Source organism: Micromonospora sp. DT233, from assembly GCF_049841815.1.
Taxonomy (GTDB): Bacteria; Actinomycetota; Actinomycetes; order Mycobacteriales; family Micromonosporaceae; genus Micromonospora.
Genome location: NZ_JBNCLB010000004.1, coordinates 469,675 through 482,554, shown reverse-complemented (window position 1 = coordinate 482,554; position 12,880 = coordinate 469,675). Strand labels below are relative to the sequence as shown.

Annotated in this window: 9 protein-coding genes and 1 pseudogene; 6 read left to right on the top strand and 4 right to left on the bottom strand. The window is 73.0% G+C overall.

Features of this window, described 5'->3' with window-relative positions; all coding sequences use genetic code 11:
* Positions 1–8 precede the first annotated feature (8 nt).
* Positions 9–1,088 carry a phosphatase PAP2 family protein gene (locus ACLQ2V_RS13270; protein ID WP_425718729.1) on the bottom strand — a complete coding sequence of 360 codons (1,080 nt, stop codon included), beginning with the start codon at positions 1,086–1,088 and terminating at the stop codon, positions 9–11.
* A gap of 60 nt (positions 1,089–1,148) precedes the next feature.
* Here ACLQ2V_RS13270 and ACLQ2V_RS13265 point away from each other — a divergent pair.
* Both ACLQ2V_RS13265 and ACLQ2V_RS13260 read left to right on the top strand, forming a co-directional pair.
* Positions 1,149–1,538, top strand: a pseudogene (locus ACLQ2V_RS13265) (thioesterase family protein); the annotation flags it as partial.
* A gap of 125 nt (positions 1,539–1,663) precedes the next feature.
* On the top strand, positions 1,664–2,488 hold the full coding sequence (locus ACLQ2V_RS13260) for an MBL fold metallo-hydrolase (protein WP_425718728.1): 825 nt from the start codon (positions 1,664–1,666) through the stop codon (positions 2,486–2,488).
* A 356-nt stretch (positions 2,489–2,844) separates the two neighbouring features.
* On the opposite strand, the gene ACLQ2V_RS13255 is transcribed toward ACLQ2V_RS13260, so the two are convergent.
* Positions 2,845–3,297: a MarR family winged helix-turn-helix transcriptional regulator gene (locus ACLQ2V_RS13255; RefSeq protein WP_425718727.1), complete on the bottom strand. Its 453-nt coding sequence runs from the start codon at positions 3,295–3,297 to the stop codon at positions 2,845–2,847.
* Between the two features lie 157 nt (positions 3,298–3,454).
* On the opposite strand from ACLQ2V_RS13255, the gene ACLQ2V_RS13250 reads away from it, so the two are divergent.
* Positions 3,455–4,702, top strand: a complete 1,248-nt coding sequence (locus ACLQ2V_RS13250) for a multidrug effflux MFS transporter (protein WP_425718839.1) — start codon at positions 3,455–3,457, stop codon at positions 4,700–4,702.
* 111 nt (positions 4,703–4,813) lie between these two features.
* On the opposite strand, the gene ACLQ2V_RS13245 is transcribed toward ACLQ2V_RS13250, so the two are convergent.
* Positions 4,814–5,767, bottom strand: a complete 954-nt coding sequence (locus ACLQ2V_RS13245; RefSeq protein WP_425718726.1) for a carbohydrate kinase family protein — start codon at positions 5,765–5,767, stop codon at positions 4,814–4,816.
* 345 nt (positions 5,768–6,112) lie between these two features.
* On the opposite strand from ACLQ2V_RS13245, the gene ACLQ2V_RS13240 reads away from it, so the two are divergent.
* Positions 6,113–7,204, top strand: a complete 1,092-nt coding sequence (locus tag ACLQ2V_RS13240) for a lytic polysaccharide monooxygenase (RefSeq protein WP_425718725.1) — start codon at positions 6,113–6,115, stop codon at positions 7,202–7,204.
* 94 nt (positions 7,205–7,298) lie between these two features.
* Here the strand turns inward: ACLQ2V_RS13240 and asnB are convergent, their stop codons facing one another.
* Positions 7,299–9,260 carry an asparagine synthase (glutamine-hydrolyzing) gene (asnB, locus tag ACLQ2V_RS13235; protein ID WP_425718724.1) on the bottom strand — a complete coding sequence of 654 codons (1,962 nt, stop codon included), beginning with the start codon at positions 9,258–9,260 and terminating at the stop codon, positions 7,299–7,301.
* Positions 9,261–9,370: 110 nt separating this feature from the next.
* On the opposite strand from asnB, the gene ACLQ2V_RS13230 reads away from it, so the two are divergent.
* Positions 9,371–10,852: an aminopeptidase P family protein gene (locus ACLQ2V_RS13230; RefSeq protein WP_425718723.1), complete on the top strand. Its 1,482-nt coding sequence runs from the start codon at positions 9,371–9,373 to the stop codon at positions 10,850–10,852.
* Positions 10,853–11,172: 320 nt separating this feature from the next.
* A complete protein-coding gene (locus ACLQ2V_RS13225) occupies positions 11,173–12,771 on the top strand; it encodes a right-handed parallel beta-helix repeat-containing protein (RefSeq protein ID WP_425718722.1) in 1,599 nt (532 codons plus the stop codon).
* Positions 12,772–12,880 lie beyond the last annotated feature (109 nt).

Genomic DNA, 12,880 nt, shown 5'->3' with positions numbered 1-12,880 from the left:
CGGGGTCCTCAGCGGGCGGCCGGGACCGCCGAGGGATCGGCGGCGGGTGGCCCGGCCGGGTCTGCCGGCCCCGGCCCGGCGGGGGCCTGCGGTGCCGCCCCGGCCGGATCGGCCGACTCCGCGCCGGCCGGCGCGCGGCGCGACCGGTGGGCGGCCCACCAGCGCTCGGCCAGGCCGACCACGAGGAAGGTCATTCCCACGTACGCCCAGCCGACCAGCACGTCGATGATGTAGTGCTCCCCGGAGTAGACCAGGGTGAGGGTCATCGCCACCGGGTACGCCAGCAGCAGCGGCCACCAGCGGCGGCGGGTGGCCCGCAGGAAGAACAGCACCACGAAGAGCGCCCACGCGCTGTGCAGCGACGGCATCGCCGCCACCGGGTTGGAGGCGATCTGCCCCGCGTTGAGCACGTTGCCCGCGCCGTGCATGCCGAACGCCTTCCACCCCCGGGTGGAGATCCGGGCCACCTCGGTCAGCAGCCCGTTCTGCGCCGCCCACCAGGGCGGGGCGGCCGGGTAGATGAAGTACGTGGCGAGCCCGGCGGCGCAGAGGAACCCGAAGCGCCGCATGTACGCCGCCCACCGGGCCCGGTTACGCAGCCAGAGCACGGCGGCGGCACCCAGCGCCGCCACGAAGTGCGAGAAGTAGACCCAGCTCGCGACCACGTCCCACCAGTGCACCTGGGGCCGGTAGAAGTGCTCCTGCAACCAGATGGTCGGGATCTGGCCGCCGGTGGCCCAGCCGACCAGGAACCGGTCGGCGACGATCAGCTCCATCGCGTGCGGGGTGGCCCCGTTGTCGGCGAAGCCCCGGGAGAGGTTGTACGCCACGAGCAGCAGCACCACCGGCACCCAGTCCCGGGCGAAGCTCAGGTGGCTGCGCCACGGGCGGTGCGAGTTCCAGGCGATGGTGGCCGCCCAGATCCAGACGAACGCGTACGCCGGGTCGGTGGGCAGGCCGATGCCGAGCCAGGCGGCCACGAAGGCGACGGCCCAGACGGACATGGCCACCACCCGACGACGCCCCAGGTCGGGCGCGGGGGGTGGACCGGCAGGGGCGGGGGGTTGGGGCTCAGTCACGACGGCCATCGCCATCCAGGTTAACGGCGGCACCGCGACGGGCCGACGCCGACCACCTAGGCTGAGCGCATGCAGGAGCAATCGGCACCATCCCTCGCTCCGGGGCGGTCGGCGCGGGTCGAGCTGACCGTGACCGACGCCGACACCGCGCAGGCCCTCGGTTCCGGCGACGTGCCGGTGCTGGGCACGCCACGGGTGATCGCCCTGGCCGAGGCGGCCACGGTCGCGGCGACCGCCGGCGACCTGCCCCCCGGCCGGACCACGGTCGGGCTCCGGGTCGAGCTGGACCACCTGGCCGCCACCCCGGTCGGCGGCACGGTGGTGGCGCACGCCCGGCTCGCCGACGTCGACGGGCGGCGGCTGCGATTCGAGGTGAACGTCACAGCCGGCGCGGCGACCGTCGCCCGGGGGTGGGTGGAGCGAGTGCTGGTCGACCGGCAACGCTTCGTCGAGCGGGCCGGCGGCGTCCCCCGCCCCGGCGGGGCCCGGACCGGCACCGAGGCCCGGACCGGCACCGGGGCCGGCGTGGGGCTCCCGGCCGGCCCGGCTTCCCACCGCGTCGACGATCGCGCCGGGGCCGGATCTTGACGTTGCGCTTCGTCGAGGTCGCCGACCGGGTGTACGTCCTGCGGGAGCCGCTGCTCGACGTCAACGTCACGCTGGTCGTCGGCGACGGCGCGGCGCTGGTGGTCGACACCCTCTCCACCGCCGGGCAGGCCGCCGAGCTGGCCGCCGCCGCCCGCGCGGTCACCCCGCACCCGTGGACCGTGGTGAACACCCACCACCACTTCGACCACTGCTTCGGCAACGCCACCCTCGCCGCCGACCCGGCCCGCCCGGTGTACGCCCACGAGGCCGCCGCCGTGGCGCTGCGTGAGCGCCCCGACGAGCTGCGTCGGGCCGCGTACCAGGAGATGCACGACGAGCGGCCGGGGCTCGCCGCCGAGCTGGCCGGCACCCGGCTGCTCGCCCCGACGCACGTGGTGCGCGCCCAGACGACGCTGGACGTCGGCGGGCGGCCGGTGCTGCTGCGCCACCCCGGCCCCGGGCACACCGACGCCGACCTGGTGGTGCACGTGCCGGACGCGGACGTGCTGGTCGCCGGCGACCTGGTCGAGCAGGGCGCCCCGCCGGCGTTCGAGGACTCGTACCCGTTGCGGTGGCCGGCCGCGGTCGCCGACCTGCTCCGGCTGGCCACCGCCGGGACGGTCGTCGTGCCGGGGCACGGCGACCTGGTCGACCGCGACTTCGTGCAAGCCCAACACGCCCAGCTCGCCGAGCTGGCCCAGCTGATCCGCGCCGCCCACGCCGACGGCCTCCCGCCGGAGCAGGTGGTCAGCGGGTCACCCTTCGCCCCCCACCCCACCCTGCTGGCCACCCACCGCGCCTACGCCGAGCTGGTGCCGTGACCACGAGCGTTCACGGTGTTGGTTGACGCGCCGTCGCGGCTCGCCGACTCGAACCACCCGCCCTGACCCGGCGGCTGCGACCCAACCTCCGAGCAGCCGGACCACACGTTCGTCAGCGGGGCGCTGGTCAGGGCCGACCAAGAGGACGCGGGTGCATGCCAGGCCAACCCGGTCGGCCCAGCATAAGAACGCATTGATGAACGGCCCAGCCCCCACCCCACCCCACCCCCACCCCCACCCCCGCCCCTCCCCGCGCGCGTCGATCATGGACTTGTGGTGCCCGGAAGCTGACGGTTCACCGGGCTTGTCACCCACCACAACTCCAAGATCGACGGGGGGTGGGGTGGGGGTGGGGGTCAGGGGTGGGGTGGGGGGTCGATGAGGGTGGTCAGGTGGGTCAGGTGGGGTAGGGCTGCCAGGATCGTGGCGCGGGCCGGCGGGTCCAGGGCGGCGAGGGCGGCGGCGAGCAGTTCGCCGCGCTCGCGTTCGTAGTCGGCCATCCGGCGCCGGGCGGCGTCGGTGAGCCGCAGCCGGACCTGGCGGCGGTCGTCCGGGGCGCGCTCGCGGTCCAGCAGCCCGGCGTCGACCAGGTCCCCGACCAGGGTGCTCACCGTGTTCGGCGCGGTACGCAGCCGCCGGGCCACCTCCTTGACGCTGACGTCGGGGTGGGCGCGGACCACCAGCAGCAGCTCCACCTGCGCCTCGGCCAACAACGTGCGGTTCTGCCGCAGGGCAATCGACCGGCGCAGCAGCCGGTGCAGCTCACCCACGACGATGCCGAGGCGCGCCGGGGTCTCGTCGGCCGACACGGGAGTCCCTCACCTCACCACGGATAGCTCTGCGGACAGAGCTAAGGTTATCCGGAAATCGACTTCCTGGAGGGCCCTCGTGAGCCGTGTTGTTCCGCCGACCGACGCGTCGACACCGACCGGCGGGCCCGGTGCCGGCGCGAGGGCCGGCGGGGGCGTGCGGGCCGGCGCGGGCGCCAAGACCGGTGCGGGGGCCGGGCCGGCGGGCGGCACGGCGACCGGCGACGGCCAGGGCACCGGGATCGGGCTGCTGGTGCTGCTCGGGGCGCTCACCGCGATGGGCCCCCTCTCGCTGGACATGTACCTGCCGGCGTTTCCCGCCATGACCGACGACCTGGGCGCGAGCCAGGCCCAGGTCCAGCTCTCGCTGACCGCCTGCCTGATCGGCCTGGCAGCCGGCCAGTTCGTCACCGGCCCCCTCAGCGACCGGTGGGGCCGCCGCCGCCCGGTGCTGATCGGGCTCGCCGCGTACGCGCTGTTGTCGCTGGTCTGCGCGTTCGCCCCGAACGCCGGCCTGCTCGCGGCGGCCCGCTTCGTGCAGGGCTTCGCCGGCGGGACCGGCGTGGTGGTGGCCCGGGCGATCGTGCGGGACCTCTACGCCGGCCGGGCCGCCGCGAAGTACTTCTCCCGGCTCTCCCTGGTCTTCGGGGTGGCCCCGGTGGCCGCGCCCGGCGTCGGCAGCCTGGTCCTGCAGTTCGGGTCCTGGCGGGCGGTCTTCGTCACCCTCACGGTGATCGGGCTGCTACTCACCGCCGCGGTGGCCTGGCGGTTGCCCGAGACGCTGCCCGCCGAGCGGCGCAGCACCGGCGGCCTGGGCGGCACCGTCCGGACCATGGCGTCGCTCTGCGCCGACCGGGTCTTCATGGGGTACGTGCTGGCGCAGGGCTTCGCCTTCGCCGCCCTCTTCGCGTACATCTCCGGTTCGTCGTTCGTCTTCCAGGACGTGTTCGGCGTCTCCGCCGGGGCGTTCAGCCTGATCTTCGGTCTCAACGCGCTCGCCCTGGTCGCCGCCGGCCAGGCCAACGCCCGCCTGCTCGACCGGTTCCACCCGGGCACCCTGCTGATCGGCGTCGGCGTGGTCGGCCTGGTGGCCGCCGTGGGCGTCCTGACCGGCGCGCTGGCCGGCAGCGTGTGGGCGGTCGCCGTGGCGTTGTTCGTCTTCGTCGGCACCATCGGCATGACCACGCCCAACAGCACCGCGCTGGCGCTGGACCGGCAGGCCAGCCACGCCGGCACGGCCGCCGCGCTGATGGGCGCGCTCCAGTCGGTCATCGGCGCGCTGGCCGCCCCGCTGGTCGGGTTGGGCGGGGAGGGCAGCGCGGTGCCGATGGCGGTCGTCGTCGCCGGGGCCGCCGCCCTCTCCCTGGCCGCCGTGCTCACCCTCGCCCGTCCGACCCGCACCTGACCAGTGCCTGACCAGTGCCTGACCAACGCCGGGACCGCACCTGACCCGGGCCGGCGGGTCGGCGGCGGGCCGGCGGATCGGCGGCGGGTCGGCGGCGGCTCGACCGGCGGTTCAGTGCGGGAAGTGCGGGAAGTGCGGGAAGCGGTGCAGCACCTCGGCGCGGGTGGGCATGGCGACCGCGCCGCCCGGTGACTCGCAGACCAGGGCGGCCACCCGCAGGGCGAACGCCAACCGTCGGCGCCAGCCGGCCGGGTCGGCGGGTGCGCCGTCGAGGAGGAGTTCCGCGATGAGCGCCGCCATCACCGAGTCGCCGGCGCCGGTGGCGTCCACCGCGCGGACCTGCGGCGCGGGCACCCGTACCAGGTCGGCGGCGGCGGTGGCGACCAACGCGCCGGCCGGGCCGAGGGTGACCACCACGGTCGCCGCGCCCACCTCGCGCAGGTGCGCCGCGACCGCCTCGACCGGCTCGCCGGGGTAGAGCAGCTCGGCGTCGGCGCTGCTCAGCTTGACCAGGTGGGCGGAGGCGGCGAAGTGCGCCACCGTCTCGCGCAGGTCGGCCAGCGCGGCCGGGGAGTCGAGCAGCCGGGGCCGGACGTTGGGGTCGAAGACCCGCAGCCCGCCCGCCGCCGACCAGGCCCGGCGCGCGGCGGCCAGCGCGGTCGGGCGGAGCAGCATGATCGACCCGCAGTAGAGCACGTCGGCGCCGGTGACCAGGTCGACGTCCAGGTCGTCGGCGGTGAGCAGGCCGTAGGAGGGCGGTTCGCCGTAGAAGCGGAAGTCCGGCTCCGCCCCGGAGTGGGTGGCCACGGCGAGCGCGGTGGCCGCGGGGACGGTGACCGCGCCGTCGAGGCCGACCCCGGCGTCGCCCAGGAAGACCCGGATCCGGTCGGCGAGCGCGTCGTCGCCGAGGGAGCCGACGAACTGCGCCCGCCCGCCGAGCCGGGCCACCCCGACCGCCACGTTGAGCGGCCCGCCCCCGATCGCCTGGCGGAACACGGGCCGGCCGTCGCACTCGGCGTCGGAGAGGTCGACCAGGGCCTCACCGAGCACCACCGCGTATCCCATCGTGGGTCCCCTTCGTCCGTGAGCTGCCGTACCCCAGATCCTGTCCTATCCGCCCGGCCGGGCCGGCACCGCTCCCGGACGGCCGGTGATCCATCGACCGACGACTATTGCGCGGGGTGGGGTCGGCGTGGTGAGATGGCGCTGCCGGAGGACGCGGGGGGCTGCCGCGCTCGCCGGCAACGGGAGAGAGCCAGCGCGAGGGCACGCCGGTCCGCCGAGGCGGACCGCCGGTGAAGCGCGACTCCGTCCGCCCCGCCGGGCTCGGGCGCGACACCGTGATCGTCACATCCGCTCGTTCGCAGCGGGACGTCCCATGCGCCTCGTCCCGCCAGTCAGGAGATTCCCGTGACCCGTTCCCGTACGGCCGCACTGCTCATCGCGGCCGCCACCCTCGCCGCGGGCGCCCTCGCCGTGGTGACCAGCCCCGATTCGGCCGCCGCCCACGGTGCCGCGATGACCCCCGGCAGCCGGACCTACCTGTGCTGGAAGGACGGCAAGAGCACCACCGGGGAGATCAAGCCGATCAACCCGGCCTGCACGGCGGCGGTCGCCCAGAGCGGGGCGAACTCGCTCTACAACTGGTTCAGCGTGCTGCGCTCCGACGCCGGCGGCCGCACCACCGGGTTCATCCCCGACGGCAAGCTGTGCAGCGGCGGCAACACCGGCTTCGGCGGCTTCGACCTGGCCCGCACCGACTGGCCGCTGACCCACCTGACGGCCGGGGCGCGGCTGAACTTCAAGTACAGCAACTGGGCCCACCACCCGGGCACCTTCTACTTCTATGTGACGAAGGACAGTTGGAGCCCGACCCGGGCGCTGGCCTGGGGCGACCTGGAGGAGCCCTTCCTCACGGTGACCAACCCGCCGCAGAACGGCGCGGTCGGCACCGACGAGGGGCACTACTACTTCAGCGGGAACCTGCCGACGAACAAGAGCGGCCGGCACATCATCTACTCCCGCTGGGTCCGCTCGGACAGCCAGGAGAACTTCTTCGGCTGCAGCGACGTGACGTTCGACGGGGGCAACGGCGAGGTCACCGGCGTCGGCAACGGCGGCAACCCCGACCCGACCCCGACCACGCCGGTCCCGACCACCCCGGTCCCGACCACGCCGGTCCCGACCACGCCCGCGCCCGGTGGCGACTGCATGGCCGTCTACAAGGTCGTGAACACCTGGTCCGGCGGGTTCCAGGCCGAGGTCACGATCATGAACCACGGCAGTACGGCGTTCAGCGGCTGGAAGTCGAACCTGGTCTGGCCGGGGGCGACGACGATCAACAGCCTGTGGAGCGGCAGCTTCACCACCTCGGGGTCGACCACGACGGTGACCAACGCCGCGTGGAACGGCACGATAGCCCCGGAAGGGACGACGACGTTCGGCTTCACCGCCAGCAGCGGCACGACCGGGCTGCCGACGGTGAGCTGCACGCGCGCCTGACGCCGCGCCGCCCGCCCGTCGGGTGAGTTACGCAAAGAGGGGCCCCTGCTCTCCGGGGCCCCTCTTTCACGTGTCTTCGCGTGTCCCTACGTGCTCAGCGGACCATGGAGCCGACCACGGGCTTGGTCAGCAGCGCCGACTGGTTGCGCTGAATGCCCGGGTCGAGGGTCTTGGCCACGAAGATCGCGTGCCAGATGCAGAAGATCAGCACCGTCCACACCTTGCGGGAGTGGTCGGCCTCCTCCCGCTTATGCTCCTCCAGCAGCCGCATCGCGTACGACAGGTCGATCAGCTCGCCCGCGCCGGAGGTGGAGAGCACCCAGCGGGCCCACTCGTACATCTCGCCGCGCAGCCACACCCGGGTCGGGGTGGGGAAGCCGAGCTTCTTGCGGTTGACGATGGCCGGGGGCACCACGCCCTGCAGGGCCTGGCGCATGGCGTACTTGGTGGCGTCGGAGCGCGGCGGGAGCTTCAGGTCCACCGGGATGGTGGCCGCCACGTCGAAGACCTCCCGGTCCAGGAACGGCACCCGGACCTCCAGCGAGTGCGACATCGAGATCCGGTCGGCCTTGACCAGGATGTCGCCGCGCAGCCAGGTGTAGAGGTCGACGTACTGCATCTTGGTGACGTCGTCGAGCTCGGTGCACTCGGCGTAGATGGGGGCGGTGACGTCGGTGTAGCGCACCGAGGGGTCGTAGCGGCGCATCAGGTGCCGCTTCTCCTCCTCGGTGAACATCCGGGCGTTGCCGTAGTAGCGCTCCTCGATGGGGGTGGTGCCGCGCTCCAGGAAGCTCTTGCCCTTCACCCCCTGCGGGAAGACCTTGGAGACCGCGCGCAGCCCCTTCTGCACCCCGTCGGGCAGGCCGTTGACCGAGCCGAGGGAGAGCGGCTCCCGGTAGATCGTGTAACCGCCGAAGAACTCGTCGGCGCCCTCGCCGGAGAGGACCACCGTGACGTGCTCGGCGGCCTTCTTCGCCACGAAGTAGAGCGGCACCAGCGCCGGATCGGCCACCGGGTCGTCGAGGTGCCAGACGATCTTCGGCAGCGCGTCGATCATGTCCTGCGGCCCGATCTTGGTCGGGATCGTCGTCACGTTCAGGTGCCGGGCCGAGTCCTGGGCGACGTCGATCTCCGAGTACCCGGGGACGTCGTAGCCGACGGTGAAGGTCAGGATGTTCGGGTTGAACTCCCGGGCCAGGGCCACCACGGCGGTGGAGTCGATGCCGCTGGAGAGGAACGAGCCGACCGGCACGTCCGAGCGCATGTGCACCCGCACGCTCTCCCGCAGCGTCTCCCGGATCTGGTGGTAGAGGCGCTGCTCGTCGGCGACCGGGGCCGGGCGGAACACCGGCCGGTACCACCGCCGCACGTCGATGCGCCCACCCGGGGACCAGGTCAGGTACTCCCCCGAGCCGATCCGGCTGATCCCCCGGTGCAGGGTGCCGGGCTCCGGGACGTACTGCAGGGTCAGGTAGTGGCTCAGGCTTGCCGGGTCGATCCCGGCGTCCCCCGCGTACGCGGACTGGGCGAAGGGCAGCAGCGCCTTCTTCTCGGAGGCGAGGTAGAGCCCGTCGGCGGTCTCCAGGTAGTGCAGCGGCTTGATGCCGAAGTTGTCGCGGGCGCCGAACGCCCGGCGCTCCTGCCGGTCCCAGATGACGAACGCGAACATGCCGCGCAGCCGGGTGAGCACCCGCTCGCCCCAGAAGTGGTAACCGGCGACGATCACCTCGCCGTCGCCGGCGGTGGCGAACTGCGCCCCGTGGGTCCGCGCCAGTTCCTCGCGGAGCTCGATGTAGTTGTAGATCTCACCGTTGAAGGTCAACAGGTAGCGGCCGCCCGCGTAGGGCAGCGGCTCGTGGCTGGACGCCACGTCGATGATCGCCAGACGCTTGTGCGCGAAGACCCCGTCGGCGTAGTGGCCGGTCGCGTCGCCGACCACCTCGACGCCCGTCTCGTCCGGTCCACGGTGGTGCAGGCATTCCAACGCCCCCGCGATGTTGTCGCGGTGGGCGGCGGCGTTGCCGTTCGCGCTGAAGAAGGCCAGGAGTCCGCACATGTTGGCCATCTTTCCACGCCCCCGGCGGGCCCGTCGCAGGCACCGCAGGCTCTCCGCCGCGCCGTTTGCGCGGTACCGTCGGGACCAGCGACGAGGCGGAGGTGTCGAACATGGGCGAGAAGCGGACGGGCGAGCAGCCGACGGACGGCACCGAGTCACACGATCCGGACTTCCCGGAGGCGTTCCTGGCCTTCATGCGCCAGGGCTGGCGGGACACGACCCTGCCGGTCGGGCCCCGCGAGGAGGCACCCAACCACGCCAAGCGCCGGGCCGCGCTCTCCTCGGCCTTCCCGGGCGAGACGCTGGTCATTCCCACCGGCGGCGACAAAACCCGCGCCAACGACACCGAGTACCGCTTCCGGCCGGGCAGCGACTTCGCGTACCTGACCGGCGACCACGACCCGGACGGCGTGCTCGTGCTGCGCCCGAACGGCTCGGGCCACGACGCCACCCTGTACATGCGGCCCCGCTCCTCGCGCGACAACGACGAGTTCTTCCGCAGCCGCCACGGGGAGCTCTGGGTGGGGCGGCGGCACACCCTGGCCGAGAAGTCGACCGAGCTGGGCCTGCCGACCGCCGACCTGAGCGAGCTGGACGCGGCGCTGGCCGACCTGGCGCCGGGGCGTACCCGGGTGTTGCGGGGCTTCGACGCCCGGGTCGACGCGGCCGTGCGCCCGTACGACGGGCCGCGCGCCGACGGCCAGCCGGCCCGCGACCGGGAGCTGGCGATCAGCATCTCGGAGCTGAAGCTGGTCAAGGACGAGTGGGAGATCGCCCAGCTCCAGGACGCGATCGACGCCACCGTGCGGGGCTTCGAGGACGTGGCCCGGGCGCTCCCCGCCGACCGGGCGGTCTCCGAGCGGCTGCTGGAGGGGATCTTCGCGCTGCGCGCCCGGCACGACGGCAACGACGTCGGGTACGGCTCGATCGTCGGGGCCGGCGAGCACGGCACGGTCCTGCACTGGGTGCACAACCACGGCGTCACCCGGCCGGGTGAGCTGCTGCTGATGGACATGGGCGTGGAGAACCGCAACCTCTACACCGCCGACGTGACCCGGGTGCTGCCGGTCGACGGCCGGTTCACCCCGCTGCAACGCCAGGTCTACGACATCGTGTACGCCTCCCAGCAGGCCGGCATCGAGGCGGTCAGGCCGGGGGTGAAGTTCAAGGACGTGCACCTGACCTGCATGCGGGTGCTCGCCGAGGGCCTGCACGACCTGGGCCTGCTGCCGGTGAGCGTGGACGAGGCGATGGACGAGAAGTCGACGGTCTACCGCCGGTGGACGCTGCACGGCTTCGGTCACATGCTGGGCCTGGACGTGCACGACTGCGCCAACGCCCGCAAGGAGAACTACCGCGAGGGCACCCTGGGCGAGGGTTACGTGCTCACCGTGGAGCCGGGGCTGTACTTCCAGCCGGAGGACGACCTGGTCCCCGCCGAGCTGCGCGGCATCGGCATCCGCATCGAGGACGACGTGCTGGTCACCAAGACCGGCGCGGTCAACCTGTCGGCCGGGCTGCCGCGCACCGCCGACGAGGTGGAGACCTGGCTGGCGCAGCAGCGCGAGGCGGGCCCCCGCCTGCCCGGCTGAGCAGAACCGACCAACGGCGGCCCCGCCGCCGGTACGCGACGTCCTCGACGTCGACGCGCCGGCGGCGGGGCCGCCGCCGTTTACCGCCCTCCTCCGCTCCCGTCTCTCGCCCCCGGGTTCGGGTCGTCGCCTGTCCAAGTTGCCGCCCGCAGGCCGCCTCCGCCCGATTCACGCCTAAAGCGGGCTTTACTCGTATTCGTCCTCCTCGCGAGGAACGTTCTCATACGGTGGGGTTCAGAGACGACAGCCGTTTTGTGGCCGGATGCTCCCCCGCGAGTGGTGTGGCACCGGCTGATACCCGGAAAGGGCGGAAGGCGCCGATGTCCCACGACAGCACGAATTCTCACGGCGGGGTGCACGCCACCCCGCCGGCCAGCAGACGACGGGCGTTCTGGGTCGCCACCGGCGTGGTCGGCGTGGCCGGCGCAGTCGGCCTGGCAACCCTCGGCGGCCTAGCCGCCCGCGACGACAACTCCGACGAGACGCGACGGCTCTCCGATCAACGCGCCGCCGTCGGGCGGAACGCCGAGAACGGGCCGAACGCCGGCGACGGGCCCAACGCCAGCGACGGCGGGCGGGCCAAGGGTGAGCAGTCCGACGGAAGTGGTCAGGGCCCCCAGGGCAAGGACGACCCGGCCTGGACCGGCTGGCCCGGCCCGGACGAGCGATCCGGCCCGGACGAGCGATCCGGCGGCGGCCCGAACGGCGAAGGCCCCGGCAAGGGTGAAGAGGGCAAGGGTGAGGACGGGAAGGGTGAGGACGGTTACGGGCGGGTGCAGGACGTGCTCTGCGACCCGGATCGGCTCATCGCGGCGATCACCCGCGCCAACGCCGACAACGGCGGCACCCTGCGCCTGGCCAAGAACTGCACCTACTCCCTGACCACCAACAACGGCCCCGGCGGCAGCGGCCTGCCACCCATCACCCAGAACATCACCATCAAGGGCGAAGGCGCCACCCTCGTCCGCGCCGCCAACGCCACCCAATTCCGCTTCTTCGACGTCACCTCCGGCGGACACCTCCGCCTGGCCGACCTCACCCTCACCGGCGGCAACGGACTCACCGGCGGCGCCGTCATCGTCCGCACCGGCGCCACCGCCACCATCGAAAAAACGAAACTCGTCAACAACGACGCCCTCGCCGCCGGCGGCGCCATCGAAAACAACGGCACCACCACCCTCGACCACACCACCCTCACCAACAACAGCGCCGTCCTCGCCGGCGGCGCCATCAACAACACCGGCCTACTCAAGATCAACGAGTCGCGCCTGCACCTGAACAACGCCGGTGCCGCCGGTGGCGGCATCAACAACCTGGCCGGGACGGTCGTCGTCCGGGGCAGCGACGTCACCGACGGCCGGTCGGTCGGCGCGGGTGGTGGGATCGCCAGCGCGGGCGGGATCCTCGACATCGCCAACGCCGAGGTCAACGAGAACACCACCGGCCTCACCGGCGGCGGCATCGCCGTCCTCAACACCCAACTCACCATCCGCCACAGCACCATCAGCCGCAACGCCTCCATCGGCGGCGGAGGCGGCATCTCCAACACCGCCGGCCTCCTCCTCGCCAGCAGCACCACCATCGAAAACAGCAAAATCACCGACAACGTCACCAACGGCGTCGGCGGCGGCGGCATCCTCAACACCGACCTCACCCCGAACATCGGCGGCACCGCCACCCTCACCATCCGCAACACCGACATCAGCAAGAACAAAGCCACCCTCGGCGGCGGCATCCGCAACCTCGGCGGCACCGTCACCCTCACCAACACCAAGATCGTCACCAACACCGCCACCATCACCAACGGCGGAGGCGGCATCAACACCAACACCGCCATCACCACCATCGACCCCACCACCGTCATCGTCGCCAACCGACCCAACAACTGCACCGGCACCGTCACCAACTGCTTCGGCTGAGCACGGCGCTCGGCTGACACACATAGCGACCGGGCCCCTGCCGCGTACGCCGCGACAGGGGCCCGTCGCCTCTCCCCCATCCCCCGACCGCGTCGATCATGAAGTTCTG